This is a genomic window from Streptomyces sp. NPDC015144 (genome assembly GCF_043079735.1).
GTDB lineage: Bacteria > Actinomycetota > Actinomycetes > Streptomycetales > Streptomycetaceae > Streptomyces.
The window spans coordinates 319,408-337,474 of record NZ_JBIBUU010000005.1 but is presented as its reverse complement, the minus strand read 5'-3'; the positions used below and the strand labels follow the sequence as shown (position 1 = coordinate 337,474).

18 protein-coding genes are annotated in these 18,067 nt (G+C 69.9%); 3 read left to right on the top strand and 15 right to left on the bottom strand.

Annotated features, from left to right (window positions below; genetic code table 11):
• The first annotated feature begins 29 nt into the window (after positions 1–29).
• Positions 30–500, top strand: coding sequence for a hypothetical protein (locus ACF08W_RS12255; RefSeq protein ID WP_392279207.1), 471 nt, complete (start codon positions 30–32; stop codon positions 498–500).
• Between the two features lie 250 nt (positions 501–750).
• On the opposite strand, the gene ACF08W_RS12250 is transcribed toward ACF08W_RS12255, so the two are convergent.
• From ACF08W_RS12250 to ACF08W_RS12185, 14 genes are all read right to left on the bottom strand, one after another.
• Entirely contained in the window at positions 751–1,332 is a 582-nt protein-coding gene (locus ACF08W_RS12250) for an OmpA family protein (protein ID WP_366295533.1), read from the bottom strand.
• A gap of 73 nt (positions 1,333–1,405) precedes the next feature.
• On the bottom strand, positions 1,406–2,023 hold the full coding sequence (locus tag ACF08W_RS12245) for a hypothetical protein (RefSeq protein WP_392279206.1): 618 nt from the start codon (positions 2,021–2,023) through the stop codon (positions 1,406–1,408).
• A 31-nt stretch (positions 2,024–2,054) separates the two neighbouring features.
• The gene (locus tag ACF08W_RS12240; protein WP_392279205.1) at positions 2,055–2,657 is read right to left on the bottom strand and encodes a pilus assembly protein TadG-related protein; all 603 of its coding nucleotides are present in this window, start codon (positions 2,655–2,657) and stop codon (positions 2,055–2,057) included.
• Positions 2,657–2,887: a hypothetical protein gene (locus ACF08W_RS12235; protein WP_352273394.1), complete on the bottom strand. Its 231-nt coding sequence runs from the start codon at positions 2,885–2,887 to the stop codon at positions 2,657–2,659. The genes ACF08W_RS12240 and ACF08W_RS12235 overlap by 1 nt, the downstream gene beginning before the upstream one ends.
• 260 nt (positions 2,888–3,147) lie before the next feature.
• Positions 3,148–4,245 carry a response regulator gene (locus ACF08W_RS12230; RefSeq protein WP_392279204.1) on the bottom strand — a complete coding sequence of 366 codons (1,098 nt, stop codon included), beginning with the start codon at positions 4,243–4,245 and terminating at the stop codon, positions 3,148–3,150.
• Positions 4,246–4,305: 60 nt separating this feature from the next.
• Entirely contained in the window at positions 4,306–5,622 is a 1,317-nt protein-coding gene (locus ACF08W_RS12225) for a sensor histidine kinase (protein ID WP_392279203.1), read from the bottom strand.
• Between the two features lie 51 nt (positions 5,623–5,673).
• Positions 5,674–6,561 (bottom strand): DUF5936 domain-containing protein, encoded by an 888-nt coding sequence (locus tag ACF08W_RS12220; protein ID WP_352273625.1) that lies wholly within the window; start codon positions 6,559–6,561, stop codon positions 5,674–5,676.
• Between the two features lie 14 nt (positions 6,562–6,575).
• Positions 6,576–7,514, bottom strand: coding sequence for a type II secretion system F family protein (locus ACF08W_RS12215; protein ID WP_352273397.1), 939 nt, complete (start codon positions 7,512–7,514; stop codon positions 6,576–6,578).
• Between the two features lie 10 nt (positions 7,515–7,524).
• Positions 7,525–8,862, bottom strand: coding sequence for a CpaF family protein (locus ACF08W_RS12210; protein WP_352273398.1), 1,338 nt, complete (start codon positions 8,860–8,862; stop codon positions 7,525–7,527).
• Between the two features lie 69 nt (positions 8,863–8,931).
• Positions 8,932–9,321: a TadE/TadG family type IV pilus assembly protein gene (locus ACF08W_RS12205; RefSeq protein WP_392279202.1), complete on the bottom strand. Its 390-nt coding sequence runs from the start codon at positions 9,319–9,321 to the stop codon at positions 8,932–8,934.
• A complete protein-coding gene (locus ACF08W_RS12200) occupies positions 9,318–9,794 on the bottom strand; it encodes a TadE family protein (protein WP_352273400.1) in 477 nt (158 codons plus the stop codon). The genes ACF08W_RS12205 and ACF08W_RS12200 overlap by 4 nt, the downstream gene beginning before the upstream one ends.
• Before the next feature lie 3 nt (positions 9,795–9,797).
• Positions 9,798–11,093 (bottom strand): AAA family ATPase, encoded by a 1,296-nt coding sequence (locus tag ACF08W_RS12195; protein ID WP_352273401.1) that lies wholly within the window; start codon positions 11,091–11,093, stop codon positions 9,798–9,800.
• A 7-nt stretch (positions 11,094–11,100) separates the two neighbouring features.
• Complete coding sequence (gene cpaB, locus ACF08W_RS12190) at positions 11,101–11,808, bottom strand: Flp pilus assembly protein CpaB (RefSeq protein WP_352273402.1); 708 nt, start codon at positions 11,806–11,808, stop codon at positions 11,101–11,103.
• A 75-nt stretch (positions 11,809–11,883) separates the two neighbouring features.
• On the bottom strand, positions 11,884–12,750 hold the full coding sequence (locus tag ACF08W_RS12185; RefSeq protein WP_352273403.1) for a hypothetical protein: 867 nt from the start codon (positions 12,748–12,750) through the stop codon (positions 11,884–11,886).
• A gap of 724 nt (positions 12,751–13,474) precedes the next feature.
• On the opposite strand from ACF08W_RS12185, the gene ACF08W_RS12180 reads away from it, so the two are divergent.
• A complete protein-coding gene (locus tag ACF08W_RS12180) occupies positions 13,475–15,205 on the top strand; it encodes a chitinase (RefSeq protein ID WP_385214363.1) in 1,731 nt (576 codons plus the stop codon).
• 178 nt (positions 15,206–15,383) lie between these two features.
• Entirely contained in the window at positions 15,384–17,564 is a 2,181-nt protein-coding gene (locus ACF08W_RS12175) for a serine/threonine-protein kinase (RefSeq protein ID WP_392279201.1), read from the top strand.
• Between the two features lie 88 nt (positions 17,565–17,652).
• On the opposite strand, the gene ACF08W_RS12170 is transcribed toward ACF08W_RS12175, so the two are convergent.
• Positions 17,653–18,063: a RidA family protein gene (locus tag ACF08W_RS12170; RefSeq protein WP_352273406.1), complete on the bottom strand. Its 411-nt coding sequence runs from the start codon at positions 18,061–18,063 to the stop codon at positions 17,653–17,655.
• Between the last annotated feature and the right edge of the window lie 4 nt (positions 18,064–18,067).

Sequence of the window (18,067 nt, the reverse complement as noted above, 5' to 3'; positions counted from 1 at the left end):
TTGCATCTCCCTAGGAGGGATCGATCCGTATGTCTCCGCACCAACACCTGCCCGCCTCCGTGCTCAGGGCCTCGCAGGCACTCCGCGCGGCCGCCGTCCTGGCAGTGGTCGGGGCCGGCGTCGTCGTCGCCGACCAGGCCGTCGACGGGGGCCTGGGCCAACACCTCCACCGGGCCTATCCGCATCGCAGCGCCGACCAGCTCGCCATGGCCGAGTCCAGCATCCTCACGTACCTGTTCACCCTGGCCGCGTTCGGCACGGTCCTCTTCGCGGCGATGGCCTGGGCCGGCCGACGCGGCCGCCGTTGGGTGCGCAGCGTCGGCGGGGCGACCCTGGTGCTGGGATGTGCGCTTGCCGTGTACAACTTCAGCCAGCCTCACCCGTTGGTGATGACGCTGGCCGGCATCCTGCCGTGCGCCGCCGGTCTGGTCGCCGTTGCTCTGCTGTGGACCCGGGAATCCTCGGCCTTCTTCACCTCGGCCCGCGCCACCACCGCCTGAGCCGCTCCTCCGCTCCTGCTTGACGTGCGCCCACGAAGCACCAGCGGCCGGCGGTCCTCCCCTCAGCCGGCGGCGGGTGGCGGCGGGTGGCGGCAACCCCGCTGACGAAACACGTCTGCGTCCATCTGTGGAGCCAGGGCGCCAGGCACAAAAAATCGGGTGACTCCGACTGGCGTCGGAGTCACCCGATCGAGCAAAAACCTTGGGCTGGTCCAAGAGCCCTACAGGTGGCGCTGTTCCTCGGGCCTTCTCAGGAAGAGGTGCCGCGCGGGAAGGAGACCTCCACGCGCCGGTTCTTCTTCCGGCCTTCCTCGGTGCTGTTGTCGGCGATCGGGTACTGCTCGCCGTAACCGCGGATCTCGAAGCTGATGCCCGGCAGATCCTTGGCCAGTACCGCGTGCACAGCGTTGGCGCGCTGCTTGGACAGCACGTCGCCGTGGGCCGACGAACCGAGGTTGTCGGTGAAGCCGAAGACGCGCACCTTGGTGGCGTTCTGCTTCTTGACCTCGGCAGCGATGGCCGCGATACGGGAGTTGGCCGCGGAGCTCAGCTTGGCGCTGTCCTTGCCGAAGAGGACTTCGGCCTGGAGCGCGAACTTCACGTTCGCGTTGCTGTCCTCGCGACGCTCCTCACCGCCCATGTCCTCGACGACCTGGACGATGTCGAGGACCTTGGCGGGGGCGAGCGTGCCGCCCTCGGGCATCTTCAGGTCGGGGTCCTTCGGGTCGAGCTTCACGGGCGGCACCGACGACGCCTCCGTTCCGGGCGGAACGGAGGGACCGTCGTCGGCGACGGCACCGGAAGCGCCGAGGATCCCGACACTGGCCACCATCAGTACGGTCGCGACGGCGTGCGTCACGACCTGCTGCGACCTGCGACGTGTGCGGCTGTGGTTCACGTCCGCCTCACCCGGAGATCTTGAGCGAGGTGGTGGCGAAGGTCGGCAGCACGAAGTCGACCTCGGTCGTGGTGCTGGGCGGTGCCGGGAACTGCATGAACACGGGGGTCGAGGCGTTGGGCTGGAGCGGCAGGATGCCCGTGGTGCAGAGGCAGCGACCGTCCGTGTCCCGGAGGATGTAGTAGCGCTTCTTCCCCGCCTTGTCGACCAGCGCGGCACCGGCGACCGAGTTGGCGTTCTTCTCGACGAGCAGAGCCTCGGACCCGGACCAGCCGCTGGTGGGCTGATTCGTGTCGCTCTCGTTCTTGACCTCGCCCTGCACCGTGACGAATCCGCCGGAATCGCGCTTCACCTGGTTGATGACCAGGGTGATCCCGCGCTGCCCCCTGATCTCGGCGAGCTTCACATTCGGGTCCACGTTCTCCCCGGCAGCCGTGTCCTCCTGCTTCGCTTCCTTGTCCCCGTCCGAGGGCTTGGAAGCAGCGGAGGACGGCGTCGAACCGGCGTCGTTGGTCTTGTCGCCACCGCCGTCGGTACCGCAGCCGGCAACAGCCAGGGTCATCGCCGCCGCCAGCGAGACGGCTGCCACGACCCTTCGGGGCCTAGTGAAGCGCCGAATGCTCATGAGTTCTGATTCCTTTACTCGTCGTTCGCGATCAGTTGTCGACCAGGTGCACGTCGTAGAGGATCTTGCTCACCTGCGACCAGGGCGGCGGGCTGCTCGGCCTGATCTCGAGGAAGTCCTTGCCACACGTGAAGAAGAAGATGTCCCTGATGCTGTCGTCGTTGAGGTCCACGGACGTCCAACTGCAGCGGAACTTGATGACGGCGGTGGCCGTAGCCTTCGCCCTCGTCTGCTTCGAGCCAGGAAGAACCGACGAGTCCACGGGCTTGTCACCCTTGACGCTGACCTTGATCCGGTCCTCACGGCCACCCGGGAACGGGATACAGCCCGTGAGTTGCGCCTGGTTCGCCTCGGCGAGCCCGGAGGCCGCGGAACATCCGCCCACCGGATGGGCCTGCAGGTACTCACTGAGCAGGTCCTCGGGAAGCGAGGCGAGGAATCCGGCCTGGAACTCATCACGCGCCTGCGACGCCGCGGCCAGAGCCGCGGCGTCGGCAGCACCCTGGGCACCATTACGCAAGGCCGACGCCTTGCCGACGGCAAAGAACGCGAACACGAGGAAGAGCAGGCCCGCCACCATCACTACGTAGATGGGGAAGGCCTGCCCTGCGTCTCGGCGTTGAGTGCCGGTCATCAGCCCGAGGTGATCGACGACACCAGGCCCTGGATGCGGGACGAGATCGCGCCGCCGATACCCGTGGCCATGATCGCGCCGATGATCGCCACGACGACCAGGATGATGCCCAGGTACTCGAACGCCGTCTGGCCGCGGTCCTTGTTCTCGAAGCGCTTCTGGATGGCGCTGACCGTGGTGTTGGCCCAGCCGTTGACGCGAACGGCGGTCTTCAGGGTGATGTTCGACATGGGGTTCCCCTCCGGGTTCGGCCGACCGGTAGCCGGCCGACTCGCACGTTTCTTGGGTGTCGCCCGCGGTACCGGCTTCCTCCTGGCCGGTGCCGCTGGCGACATGAGAAACATACGGCGACGTGCCCCGCCCACCTGAGGGTCCCAGGGCCCATTCCCGGGCCCAAAGCGTCAGTTGGGTCTGCGGCTCCGCTCCGCGCCGCCAGGGCCCACGCCCGGCCGCCGACCCGTTCCCACTCTCACTCCCGCGCTGCCGCTGCTCAGCCACGACGACCACCGGTCCCGTGTGCCCCGTTGCCCGTGATGGGCGCCGTGCCGAGCCAGCGGGCGATGGCCTCGCTGCGGCTGGTGCTGTGCAGCTTGGTGAAGATGCGGTTGATGTGGTTCTTGACCGTCTTCTCGCTGATGAAGCAGGTGGCGGCGATCTGCTGATTGCTCATGCCGGACGCGATCAGCTCCATGACCTCCACCTCCCGTGAACTCAGCCCGTACTGCTGCCTGTTGGCCGAGGCATCCGTTTTCCCGGCCAGGGAAGACTGTGCCACAACTGGTTGCATCTGCGAAAGACCTTGCGGTGTACGGGCCGGTCGCGGCGCAGGTGGCACCGGTTCGGGCCGGGGCGTGTGCGCCGGCGCGGAATGTTGCTGAACGGAACTCGGGGCGTGGCCGTCGTAGCCGGGTATCTGGTACGGAACGCCGGTGCTCAGCGCCGTTCCGAGCCCTTCGGGCAGAGGTCCCGAAGTCGCTCCGGGCCCTTGGCGCATATGGGCGAGGAGGGCGTTGGCGGCGGTGGCGGTGAAGTGGGCCCGGCCGTCCCTGGTGTCGCGTACGGCCTGCACCAGCTGGTCGGCGGTGAACTCGCCGTGGACGAGGTAGCCGCTCGCGCCGAGCCGGAGCGCCTCATGGACGATCTCGTTCTCACGGCTGTAGGTCAGCATCATCACGGGTGCAACCTGCACCAGGTGCGGAAGTGCCGATATGCCGTCGACGCCCGGCATGCGGACGTCGAGCAGGACGACGTCCGGGCGGTGCCGGACGGCCATGTCGTAGGCCTGCCGGCCGTCCATGGCCTCCGCGACAACCTCGATGTCCTCGCGGCCGGAGAGCAGAACGCCGAGACCGGCCCGGACCACGGGATTGTCGTCCGCGACGACGACCCGCAGGGCGCTCGGGCCCGCCGGGGGCGTGGCCGCGGGAAAGGGAGGCAGGGACTGGGATGCCGCGGACTGCTGGGGAACGGGGAAGGACGGGGAGCTGGGCTCCGAGGTGGGTGGTGTGACGTGCGAGGACGTGTGCTGGGACGCGTGGTGCGGTGCGGTCCAGTTCTGGCCCGAGGCGCGGGAGACGTCGTCCGGCATCTGCGACCTCCTCTCAGGGGTCTGTGGGTCTATGGGGGGTGAGTGCGGAATGCGGACGGTTCACTGGGGTGGCTCAGCTCCGGAGGGCGCGAGCAGAGCGGCGATCGGGAGTTCCAGGCGGACCTCGGTGCCCTTGGCCGCCTGGCCCTTGCCGATACGGATACGGGCGCCGATGGAGGCGGCGCGCTCGACCATGCCGACGAGGCCGAAGTGTCCGGCGTGCCGGAGGTCGTCGAGGGTCGTGCCCGGGGGCAGGCCGCGCCCGTCGTCGTAGACGCTGACGCGCAGCACGTCGCCCTTCACGCCGACGAGTGCGACGAGGTAGGTGGGGTGGGCGTGGCGGTGGGCGTTCTCCATGGCCTCGGAGGCGATGGTGAGCAGTTGACGGGCGACGACCTGGGGTACGGGCGGGATCGGCACGTCGTTGAGGAGGCGGAAGGTGGCGGCGAGGTCGTGGCGCTTGGTGAAGTCCGCCACCCGGGCGCGGAGTTCGCCGACGACGTCGACGCCGCCGTCCAGTCCGGACTCGCGGCGCAGGTCGGAGAGGAGTTCGCGGGACTCCGCCGCGGCGCGGCGCGCGGAGCGGGCGACCAGTTCGGCCTGATGCCTGACGGTGAGCGGGTCCATCCGGCCGGAGGAGGCCGCCAGCCCGTCGGCGGCCAGGGCCAGCCCGTGCAGGGTCTTGGCCACCGAGTCATGCATCTCCCGTGCCAGGCGGGCCCGTTCGCCCTCCACGGCCTCGCTGACGGCGAGCCGGGCCCTCGTCTCGGTGAGGGCCTGGCTGGCGGAGCCGAAGCGGAGCAGCAGGTTGCGCAGGGTGACGCCGACCGCTCCCGCGATCACGCAGAAGCCGGGAAGGAGGAACGCCGTGGCGTCGGCGGGGTGGAGCCTCGGGGTGGTGTTGTAGACCCCGAGGATGATCAGCACCTGGAGTCCGGCGAAGACCGCCGCACCCCGCCAGCCGTAGACGAGACCGGCCAGCAGCGGGGTGCAGACCGTGACGTACGCGAGGGTGGACTCGGGGCTGGCGGTGACCAGCAGCAGGGCGCCGAGGAGGGCGTCTATCCCGAGCAGCCAGGGGTGGCGCAGCAGGACCGGGCCGAAGCGCTCCCAGTCACGGAACAGGACGTACGAACCCATGAACGTGACCAGGATGGCCGAGCCGATCAGCCACGAGGCAGGCCCCTCGGCGGTGTGTCCGATCGCGAACGGGGTGGCCAGGGCGATCATGGCGAGCCGGAAGCCGAAGACCTGGCGGCACATCGCCTGGAGCGCGTTCAACTGGATCGCGAACGCCGGGCGCGAGCCGGGATCGGTGATCGCCTGACGCACCTCGGCGTTCAGTTCGTTCTGGGCGCTGCCCAGCTGGAACGACATGGACCTGCCACCTCCTTCCGACTGTCCTGCCCACCCTTCGCGACGACCACGTCACCCGCCCGTGAGGAACCCGAAGTCGATGTTGGCCCCGTAGACGAACCCGACGCAGAGCATGATGAGCGTGCCCGGGAGCAGGAAGGTGGTCACGGCGAAGGTGGCCTTGGGGACCGCTCTCGCAGCCTTCCGGCGGGCGTTCTGGGCGTCGGTGCGCCGCATGTCGTTGGCGATCTGGATCAGCGTCTCGACGATCGGGGCACCGAGCTCCTCGCCCTGCTGGAGCGTGGTGACGAACATCGCGACCTGCTCCGAGTCGTTGCGCTTGCGCAGCTGCTCGAAGGCCTCGCGGCGGCTGACACCCATGTCCATCTGGCGCAGGGTGATGCGCAGTTCGTCGGCCCAGGGGCCTTCGTACTTGTCGGCGACCCGGGCCAGCGCTTGGCGGAAGCCGAGCCCGGCGGAGACGACGACGGCGAGCACGTCGAGGAAGTCCGGAAGGGTCCGGTCGATGTGGTCGCGGCGAATGCGCACCGCGGACCAGAGCCCGACCTCCACCCAGAACAGACCGAACGCGATCAGCACCAGGGCGAGGATGACCTGGCCGCGCATGAGCATCGTGAACGCGCCGAGCGCGCCGAGGCCGCCGTAGACGGCGCGGCGGGCGGCGTAGCGGTCGATGGTCAGACCGGCCGGGTTTCCGGCCATGTCGATCTGCCGGCGCTTCTTGTTGACGGCCTTGGGGCCCATCATCCGCAGGACCGCGGGGGCCCAGCGCATACCGAGCCGGTCGATGCCGGATCCCACCGCGCTGGTGCGGGTGGAGCCGACCTCCAGGGCGATCGCCAGGTCACCGGGGAGTTTCGCGTCGCGCCGGTACATGCGGATACCGGCGATGGCTCCGTACACCGCGAGCCCCATGACGCCTGCGAGGACCAGGTCCATGTTTCCCCCGCCCATCAGACGTCGATCCGGGACATGCGGCGGATCACGATGAACCCGATCGCGTACAGGGCGATGGAGACGACCACCGCCACCTGGCCGATGAACGCACCGGTCATACGGTCGAGCGCGCCCGGCATGACCGCGTTCATCAGGAGCATGGCGCCCAGGCCGAACATCGGGACGGCGTAGGCGGTGACGGTGACCTGGGAGAGCTGGGTCTTGACCTCGCGCCGGGTCTCCTTGCGCTCCTCAAGCGTCTCGGTGAGGTTGCGCAGCGAGCTGACGACCGTACCGCCGGCCCGGTTGGACAGGACGAGCGTGGTGACGAGTACGACGAGTTCGCGGGAGGGGAGCCGGTCGGTCAGCTCGCTCATCGCGTCCTCCAGCGGCTCACCGACGGCGAGGCGCCGGGAGACCCGGGCCAGTTCCTCGCCGGCCGGGTTCTCCATCTCGTCGGCCGCCATGCCGATGGAGGTGCGCAGTGCCAGGCCCGCCTGGGTGGCGTTGGCGAGGATGCGGGCGAGCTCGGGGAGCTGGTTGATGAAGCGTTCGGTGCGCTTGGTCCGCTGCCAGTTCAGGAAGGCGTTGGTGCTCCAGAGGCCGATGAGCGCGGCGACCGGTCCGAAGAAGCTGGCCAGGACCGATGCGGCGATCATCCACAGGGCGGCCATGGCCGCGATCGAGTAGACGACGAACTCGCCCGGGGTGACGTCGAGTCCGGTGGCGGCCAGCTTCAGTTCGAGCTTCCGGCCCAGGCCGGTCTTCCGCAGCCGGGAGTCCAGCGCCCGGAACCGGCGTCGGCGGCCGGTCTCCGGTATGTGCCCGGTGTGCGAGAGGCGGTCCACCAGGGCGTCGCGGTCGGCCTTGCCGCCGCTGTAGGCGTGCAGGCCCGCGACGCCGGTGACACCGGCGAGCAGCGTCACACCGATGGTGAGGAGGGGGAGATTGGTCATGGCTCGGTACCTAGTTGGCCTCTCGGGTGGCGAGCTGTTCGGCGGATTCGGCGACCCCGAAGGCCTGCGGGACGGGCTGGCTGGCCATGTAGAGGCGCTCGGCGATCTTGCGTGGGAGCGGGAGGTACGAGAACTCGCCGTTGATCCGTCCCTCGGCGTCCATCGGCCGGGCGTTGAACTTCGCGACGGTGACGATGCGGTAGGGGTCGCGGCCGTGCGAGTCGAGGACGGCGATCTCGGTGATCTTTCGGGTGCCGTCGGCGTGCCGGGTGAGCTGGACGATCACGTCGACGGCGCTGTTGATCTGGTCGTGCAGGGCTTCGAAGGGGATCTCGATCTCGGACATCGAGGCGAGGGTCTGCAGACGCATCAGCGCGTCCTCGGCGTTGTTGGCGTGGACGGTCGCGAGCGATCCGTCATGACCGGTGGACATCGCCTGGAGCATGTCGAGCGACTCGCCGCCACGGACCTCACCGACGACGATGCGGTCGGGGCGCATACGCAGGGAGTTGCGGACCAGGTCACGGATGGTGATCTGGCCCTTGCCCTCGACGTTCGCCGGGCGGGACTCCAGCCGGATGACGTGGCTCTGCTGGAGCTGGAGTTCGGCGGAGTCCTCGATGGTGACGATGCGCTCGCTGTTGGGGATGAGGCCCGAGAGCGCGTTGAGGAGCGTGGTCTTCCCTGTGCCGGTCGCGCCGGAGACGATGATGTTGAGCTTGGCCTGGACGAGTCCGGACAGCAAAATCAGCATCTGGTCGTCGAGCGAACCGACGTTGATCATTTCCTGGAGCGTGAAGGCCCGGGGGAACCGTCGGATGGTGAGCGTCGCGCCGGTCAGGGAGAGCGGCGGGATGATCACGTTGACACGTTCGCCACTGGGTAGACGCGCGTCGACCATCGGGTTCGACTCGTCGACGCGGCGGTTGACCGTCGACACGATGCGCTCGATGGTCTGCATCAGCTGCTCGTGCGAGCTGAACCGCATCGGCAGCTGCTCGACCCGGCCGCTGCGCTCCACGAAGATCTGGTCGGGTCCGTTCACCATGATCTCGGTGATGGACGCGTCCTCCAGGAGCGGTTCCAGGATGCCGAGCCCGAGGGCCTCGTCGACGACCCGGCGGATCAGCTGGGTGCGTTCGACGGTGGAGAGGACGGGCCCCTCCCGGCTGATGATGTGGCTGAGTACGCGCTCCAGCCTCGCCCGCCGGTCTGCGGCGGCGAGCGAGGACATCTCGGCCAGGTCGATCTCTTCGAGAAGCTTGGCGCGGTAGACGGCCACCATGTGGCTGTCCTCCCGCGCCCCGCCGTTCTTCTCGGGGGCGGTCATGCGTGCCCGCAGACTCATTGCGTAACTCCTCGTTCCGACGTGCTGGTCGAGCCGTCGGGAAGACCGTGGTTCGGACTGTCGTCACCGTCAGGTGCGGGGCATCGTGGCGCTTCGCTCGGCGGTGCCCCAGAGGTGGACGCCCGGCAGGATGTCGGGCACCTTGACACGCGTCGTGCAGGTGATGCTGTCGCCGCCCAGCCCGCCCGGCCTGATGTGGGCCCGGGAGGCGGTCCAGCCGCTCATCGCGTCCAGGCCCGCCTCCACGTCGCAGCCGCCCCAGGACGACATGCTTCCCGAGCGTGCGGCGGCGCGGGCGCCCGTGCCCGCCTGGTTGGCGGCGTACGCGGCGAGCCCGGCCTGGATGGCGAGGAGGCCGCACAGCAGCAGCAGCGGGACGAAGCCCAGGTACTCGATGGCGACCTGCCCCCGGTCGCGCCGGGCGGAGGTGGTGCGGACGTCGCTGGTGGTCTCGTTCATCGGTCGGCCTCCACCGGGTACGCGGCGTTGCCCTTGACGGTAAACGGCCAGTTGAGGACGCCGGGGACCAGCACGGGCACCCGGAGCTTCACCTCGGCCTTGTAGGCGTACCGCGTACTGCGGCAGTTGGCCTTCTGGCGCATCGAGTCCCGCCAGGCCTTCGGCAGATGCTTCTCGGCCTCCTCGCGGCACTCCTGGTTGCGCATGCTCTGCGCGATGGCGCCCTTGTGCGCCGCCTCGTCCGCCGAGTTCCCCGCGAGGGAGAACGTGTAGCCGATCAGTGCGCACTGCCAGAGCGCGATCAGCATCAGGATGATCAGCGGTGTGACGCCCAGGAACTCGATCGCGGTCTGGCCGCGGTCCCTGTCCCGGACGCGGGTGAGGAGGCGGAGGCGTGTCCCGGGGCGGGCCGGGACGGGGTCACCGTGCCGTCCGCCGGGTATCTCCGTGTCTCTTGTCTGGGTGAGTGTCATTGGTCAACTTGCCCCCTGGGTCGTCGCCCGGTTCCGGGCGCCGTCGCGGTCGCGTCGGCGTCCGATCGAGCCTCGGTCGTTCTTGAACTTCGCGGTGCTCTTCGCGCCGTTCTTCTCGGCCTTCTCAGGAACCTTGACGATGCCCAGCTCGCCCGCAAGGGCCCAGAGGGCCTGTTTGACCGTGCTCTTGGAGTCGAGTTCGTGCAGTCGACCCGCGTCGACCACGCTCTGCAGTTCCTTGAAGTTGGCGGGGATGGCCGTGTCGGCCGTGGTGGTGCCGGTGATCTTCTCGATCAGCTGCGGCTGGATCTCGGTGTTGCGGATGAAGCGGTTGACGACGGTGACCGTCTCCTCCGCCTTGCGGATCTGGAGCCGGTCCCACATCCGTACCACCCGCTTGGCCCCGCGAACCGCGATCACGTCGGGTGTGGTGACCAGCAGCGCGCTGTCGGCCATCTCGATGGCCGCGGCGTTGGCGCCGTTGAGCTGGCTGCCGCAGTCGATGACCACGACCTCGTGGCGCGAGCGCAGGGCGCTGACGATCTGGCGGGCCGAGCGGTCGCTGACCTCCTCGGCGCTCTCGCCCTCACCGGGGGCCAGCAGCAGCGCCAGGCCGGTGCCGTGGCTGAACACGGCGTCGGCCAGCACCCGGGGCGAGATGTCGGTGATCGACGACAGGTCGACGATCGAGCGGCGGAACTGCACGTCGAGGTACGAGCCGATGTCGCCGGCCTGGAGGTCCATGTCGACCAGGGCGACGGTGCGCCCGGACGCCTGGGCCGCCAGGGCCAGCTGCACGGCGGTGACGGTGGCGCCGACCCCGCCCTTGGCTCCGCTGACCGTGATGACCGTACCGCCGGGACCGGTGAAGACCTCGGTCCCGGTGGTCAGGTGGCGGCGGACCCCGAGGGACCACTGGGCCGCCGATTGAACCCTGTTGGCCAGTTCTTCGTAACTGAGGGGGAGGGTGACGACACCGCGCGCACCCGACTCCATCGCGGACGAGAACAGACCGGGGGTGACATCGGCGGTGATCAGGACGACCCCGATGGCGGGGAAGCGGAGGGAGACCTCCCGGATCAGTTCCAGCGCCGGCACCGGCCCGATCCGCTCGTGGACCAGCACGACCTCGGGCAGGTCGTCGAGCGATTCGCCGGCGAGCCGGGCGAGGGTGTCGATGAGCTGCGTCGAATCACTGACCGGTGCGGCCGGCTCCGCTTCCGGGAGCTGGCTGAGCAGGGTGGTGACGGATCTGGCCGCGTCGACATCACCGACGGCCGGGAGGATCCTCGTGGACATTCGACCCTCACTTGTCCTTGTCGAGCGTGTAGGTGCGGTCGCCCGGACGGATGGTGCTGTCGCTGCCGGAGGCCAGCAGCGCGAGGCGCACGTGCTCCGCGAAGGACTCGGCGTAGGCGATGCGCTGGGTGTCGAGCGTGTTGAGCGCGAAGGTGATCGGGACGGCCTCGGTGCCCATGTTGGACTTGCCGTCCTGGCGGGGCTCCAGGGCGGTCAGCTTGCCGACGTCCAGGACCTTGGCGTTGGAGACGATGACCTTCGACTGGGACGCCTCGCCGTCGCGCTCGCCGGCGAAGGTGGCGTAGATGTTGACGGTGGCACCGGGGGTGATCTTGCCCGCGACACCGGTCGCGGCGTCGATCATGATCGCGATCTCCTGCTCACCGGGCTGGAGCTCGGGGCGGCGCTGCATCATGTCGGACTGGAGCAGGGAGCCCTTGCGCAGCTGGGTGACGGCGATCTTGCCGTTTACCTCGGAGAGGTCGGTGACGGCGTTGCGGGAGAGCCAGCGCTTGGGCATCGAGACCTTCTCGAACTGCCCGGCGGACAGGGCGGTGTAGGGCGCCACGTCGGACTTGAGCTGATAGGCCCCGACCTCGGGGCCGACCTTGGAATTGACGTCACTGATCACCGAGAGCACGCCGGCGAAGGCGCCGAAGGCGCACAGAACCGACAAAAGCAGGAGTATCACGCCACGGCGCTGACGGGAGTTCATGGGCCGGACAACCTCGTTCGATTCGGATGCATGGGGCAGCGGACGGAAGGGCGTCTACGGAGGAAAGCGGAAGCGCTAGGAGTGCGGAGGAACGAGCGCTTCATGGCTGAGGACACCGGCGGAGTTGTTTCGGTTCTCGGTCGCGGGAAGCGGGGAGGAGCAGAACCCGCAAAGATCACCGATGAGTTCCATTCCGCACCAGTGGCAGCTCTCCCGACGTACGGAGGCCACCAATTGGTACAGGACGGAGAGGTCTGGCAGATAGGCGGCGAATTCCACCAATTTCCCGGTTCCCCACCATGCCGGGGACTGGGACGGGAGGGCGGACTCCTGAATGGCCTGGACCTGCCATGCGGGTGCGAGGGTTTCCTTCACCCACTCGGACTGCGACTGGCCTTTGGCGGTCACGAGGTGGGTGCCGAATTCGGGTCCGGCCGGCGGGCCGTCCTTCGGGCCGATCTTGACCAGCCGCGGATCGGGGCTCGCGACGGCGACGAACTGGGAGCCCGGCACCCAGGACTTGGCATGGGTTTTGAGGTCGACCGGGATGCGGTCGAACTTGGTGACCGAGTGGAGCAGGGCGCCCGCGTGGATGTAGTGCGTCAGCAGCCGGGCGGCGGAGGCGACCACCCCGGGGCTGAAGTCACAGATCGACAGCTGGCGCAACTGCCTGACGAGGACGGCGACACCCAGCGGCGGAAGGTCCACCTTGACCAGGGCGATGCGGTCGCTCTCCAGGACCGAGCGCACGGAGTAGAGCCGGCGCTCGTGGGCGGGCGCGATGCTGGACGGGTAGACCGCGACGACGTAGCCGTGCTGCTCCAGCAGTACGTGCATGTCACCGATGGCCATGTCCAGCGCCTGGGCGTCCGGAGCCTGCAACAGGGCAGCCGTCGGTGTCTGCTGATCGGTAGGAGGAAGTACCAGATCAGCACTGGTCACTGCTATTGCGGTCGGCACGCTGTTCCCCGTTTCGGCTCCGGCCGGACGCCGCTCATGGCGTCGGCCGCAATCGCTCCTGCTCCGCGGTCTGGTTCAGCACTTTATCCACGTCCTACCTGGCAGAGAACACTTTTCGAGGGGCATTCCGACAACAGTCACGGGGCGCCCGCGTAACACCCCCGTGCTAAATCGGAGCAAATCGAAAATCGTCAAATTCTGTACGACTGCGGAGGGTTACCGCCCCGCCTTCCCGTCGTCCGGTCCGGACCTTCATCGACGCACGTCAACACGGATCCGGAACCGGCGGGTCCTCCCGCACGGCCCCCGCAGAAGGGCCGGACGCTCACTGTCCGAGCACCCCCGCAGGATCACCCGAACACGGTTCCGGGAGGTCAACAAAACGTCAATGTACGGCTACGGGAACGTGACTTCGGGCCCGCGCGACGGGCTCCGCGGGCCCTAAACGGAGCGGGCGCGGGTCGGCCGCGGCGCGGAGCCGGGAGCCGTTCGCGACGGGTCGCGGGAGAGTCTTCCGCTGCCAGAGGTCTTGACAACTCTATTGGTCTGGACCAGTTTTGTCGGCCAGCGGTGGCCACCGTTCCCTCGGCTCCACATCCCCGTCTTCCCCCCGTCACCTGTCGTCCGTCCCGGGCGGCGCCGGTCCACCCCGCCGGCCCGCCCGGCCGCCCCGGCAGGCATCACCGACTCCCCACGGAGGCAGCAAGTGGAACGTTCTCCCCTCGGCGCCCACAGAGTCCGCGGACGCCGGATCCGGCGCGGCGCCGCCACGGCCGTCCTCGCGGCCGTCGCGCTGACCGCCACGGGCCTGGTCTCCAGCGCCCAGGCCGCCGACATCAACGTCGCCAAGAACGCGGGCTTCGAGTCCGGGCTCGCCAACTGGACCTGCACCAACGGCAGCGGCGCCACCGTCTCCTCGCCCGTGCACGGCGGCTCCGCCGCCCTCAGGGCGACCCCGGCCGGCCAGGACACCGCACGCTGCTCCCAGACCGTGGCCGTGAAGCCCAACTCGACGTACGCGCTCAGCTCCTGGGTGCAGGGCGGTTACGCGTACCTCGGCGCGAGCGGCACCGGCACCACCGACGTGTCGACCTGGTCGCCCGGCTCCTCCGCCTGGACCCAGCTCAACACCAGCTTCAAGACCGGCCCCAGCACCACCTCCGTGGAGATCTACACGCACGGCTGGTACGGGCAGGCCGCCTATCTCGTCGACGACGTCTCGGTGAACGGCCCCGACGGCGGGGGCGGTTCCGACCCCGACCCGACCGTCCCGGCCGCCCCCGCCGGACTCTCGGTCGGCGCGACCACCACCAGCTCCGTCCAGCTCTCCTGGAACGCGGTCTCCGGCGCGACCGGCTACACCGTCTACCGGGACGGCCAGAAGGCCACCACGGCCACCGGCAGCTCCGCGACCGTCACCGGACTCACCGCCGACACGGCGTACCAGTTCGCGGTGACGGCGACCAACGCGGCGGGCGAGTCCGTCAAGTCCGCCGCGGTGAGCGCCCGTACGGCCAAGGAGGGCGGCGGCAACCCGAACCCCGGCACCTCCGTCCCGAAGCACGCGGTCACCGGCTACTGGCAGAACTTCAACAACGGCGCGACCGTCCAGAAGCTCAGCGACGTGCCCGCGAACTACGACATCATCGCGGTCTCCTTCGCCGACGCCACCAGCACTCCGGGCGCGGTCACCTTCAACCTGGACTCCGCCGGGCTGAACGGCTACACCGTCGACCAGTTCAAGGCCGACATCAAGGCGAAGCAGGCGGCCGGGAAGAACGTCATCATCTCGGTCGGCGGCGAGAAGGGCACCGTCTCCGTCAACAGCGACGCCTCGGCGACCAACTTCGCCAACTCCCTCTACTCGCTCATCCAGGAGTACGGCTTCAACGGCGTCGACATCGACCTGGAGAACGGCCTCAACTCCACGTACATGACGAAGGCGCTGCGCTCCCTGTCGCAGAAGGTGGGCTCCGGCCTCGTCATCACCATGGCCCCGCAGACCATCGACATGCAGTCGACCGGGGGCGAGTACTTCAAGACGGCGCTCAACATCAAGGACATCCTGACCGTCGTCAACATGCAGTACTACAACAGCGGTGCGATGCTCGGCTGCGACGGCAAGGTCTACTCGCAGGGCTCGGTGGACTTCCTCACCGCGCTCGCCTGCATCCAGCTGGAGGGCGGCCTCGCCCCGTCGCAGGTCGGACTCGGCGTGCCCGCCTCCACCAGCGCGGCGGGCGGCGGCTACGTCTCCCCCTCGGTCGTGAACGCGGCCCTGGACTGCCTGGCCTCCGGCACCAACTGCGGTTCCTTCAAGCCCTCGAAGACGTACCCGGGCATCCGGGGCGCCATGACCTGGTCGACCGCATGGGACGCCAAGTCGGGCAACGCCTGGTCCAACGCGGTGGCTCCGCACGTGCACGGCCTGCCGTAACCCACGGCCGGCCACCCCGACCGGCAGCGCCGCCGCTCCCCCGGCGGCGCTGCCGCATGTGCAGGACATGTCCCGGACAGGCAACAGAGTGCCCGGACGGCCCGCCCTCCATGGCCGTCCGGGCGTGCTCATGGCACCGTTGTGGGGCTCGACGGTGGTGTGACAGGGGGGCGGGGACATGGCCGGGGCACGGATTCAGAGGCTGAGCGAGGACGATCCCGCGACGCTCGGGCCGTACCGTCTGATCGGGCGGCTGGCGTCCGGCGGCATGGGGCGGATCTACCTGGCGCGGGCCGGTGGCCGGGGCGGCGGGCAGGGGCTCGTCGCGGTGAAGACCCTGCTGGCCGAGGGGGAGGTCGGCGCGGTCGACCGGCGGCGCTTCGCCCGTGAGGTGGCGCTGGCGCAGCGGGTCGACAGCGCGTACACGGCGCGGGTGCGGGACGCCGACGCGGACGCCGAGCGGCCCTGGATGGCCATCGACTACATCGCCGCGCCCTCGCTCGCCGAACTGGCCCGGGGCTGCGGGGTGCTGCCCGCCTCGGCCGTGCGGTGGATCGCCGCCGGGACCGCGCAGGCCCTGGTCACCCTGCACGGGGTGGGCATCGTGCACCGGGACGTGAAGCCGCAGAACGTGCTGCTCCCGCTGGACGGCCCCCGGGTCATCGACTTCGGCATCTCGCACGCCAGCGACCTCACCCTGACCGGGCTCACCCTCGGCACCATCGCCTTCACCTCGCCCGAGCAGGCGCGCGGCGAGGCGTCCACGGCCGCCTCCGACGTCTACTCGCTCGGCGCGACGCTCTTCCTGCTCGCCACCGGCCGCCCGCCCTACACCGACGACGGCAACACGCTGCGGCTGCTGGCCCGCGTCCAGCGCGGCGAGCTCGACCTCACCGGACTGCCCAAGGAGCTCGTCGGGACGGTCCGGCCCTGTCTGGACCTCGACCCGGACCGGCGCCCCGAACCCGCCGAACTCCTCGCCCGGTTCCGCCGGGCCCAGGCCGGGATGCCCGCGACGCGGAGCGGCGCGCGCTGGCTGCCGCCCCGGTGGACGACGCTGATCGGGCAGTACGCGGACCAGGGCCGGGAACTGGCGGACGGGCGGCGGTCCGGTCCGACGGCCCCGACCGCCGGGCGGGGCGCCTCCGAGCAGCGCACCCGGGTGGTCGAGCCGCCCCGGCCGACGCTGATCTACTCGCCCGAGCGGCAGGCCCGCGCGGACCGCGACCGGGCCCGCCGCCGCGACCGCACCCGGCGGGAGATGGCGGCCCTCCTGGAGCTGGCGGAGCGGCAGCGGGCGGAGCAGGCCGAGCGGGAGCGCGAGGAGCTCGAACGGGCCGAACACGCCGAGCGGGAACGGGCGGAACGGGCCGAGCGGGCGGAGCGGGAACGCGCGGAGCGGGCCGAACGGGCCGAGCGCGAGCGGGCGGAACGGGAGCGGGCCAAGCAGGAGCAGGCCGAGCGGCAGCGGGCCGAACGGGCCCGCCGGATCCAGCGCGAGCGCGCGGAACGGGAACGCAAGGAACGGGAGCGGGCGGAACGGGCCGACCGGGCGCGGGCCGCCACCGCCACCCCGTCCTCCTCGTCCTCCTCAGGTTCCTCCTCGAACTGGGGCTGGCTGGTCGCCCTGATCGTCGTCGGTCTGCTGATCTGGCAGCCCTGGGACGCCTCGAAGCCGTCCGGCGGCTCGGGCTCCTCCGGCGTCTCGGCCGGCGCCGGTTCCGTCGCGGGCACCGGCCCGGGCTCCCGTACGCACGACACCACGACCTACGGTTCCGGCAGCGGTTCCGGCACCGACGACTCCGGCGACGACGAGCCGACGCCGACCCCGACCCCCACGCCGACACCCACACCCACGCCCACCCCGGACGCCACCGATCTGGCCTTCGCCGCAGTGCGCGCCGGTGACTGCCTGGACGTGTACAACGACGGTCACGGCACCATGAGCGCCACCCGCCCGGTCCGGGTGGGCTGCCGGGCGGCCAACGCGTACATGCACGTCAGCCGGGTGAGCACCGCCGCCGGGGCGTCCACTTCCTGCGACAGCGGGGCGGGCTACACCTGGTGGCGGAAGACCGGCGCGGACGGGGTGGTGCGCACACTCTGCCTGGACCGGGTGTACCAGGTGGGCCAGTGCTTCCCGGCGAAGGTCCAGGGGGCCACCAACGCCGACCTGACGGTGGTCTGGAGCTGCAACGCCTCGACCGTGCCGGTGGCCGGGCAGTCGATCCTGCGGATCACCGGCTACTACCGGGCCCCCGCGCCCGGCACCAGCTGGACCTGCCCGTCCGGGGGCGAGCGGTTCTGGTACTGGCCGGTGGATCACGGCAAGAGCGTCATCTGCGCCTCGGCTGCCTGACCGCGGCGCCGTGCGTGCCCCGGCGTCACCGGCTGCTCCGGGGCCGTCCGGCCGGACCGTGCCCGGCCGGACCACCCGGGCCGGTGGTTCAGCCGAGGACCGCGAGGGCGTCGATCTCGATCAGCAGGCCCTTGGGGAGGCCGACGTAGACCGTCGTGCGGGCGGCCGGGGGCGCCGTGAGGTTCTGCTCGGCGAAGTAGGCGTTGTAGATCTCGTTCATCTCGGCGAAGTGGTCGACGTCCGTGAGGTAGACGCGCATCATCATCACGTCGTCCCAGCTCGCGCCGCCCTCCTCCAGGATCGCCTTGACGTTGGCGAAGGTCTGGAGGGTCTGCTCGCGCAGGGTCGGTCCGGCCGGGGTCGGGGCCTGGCCGGCCACGGCGGGCAGGAAGCCGACCTGTCCGGCGACCTGGAGGATGTTCCCCTTCCTCACCCCGTGCGAGAACTTCGCGGGGGGCGTGGTGTGGGTGCTCGGGGTGAGGGCGGTCTTCTCGGTCATGGCA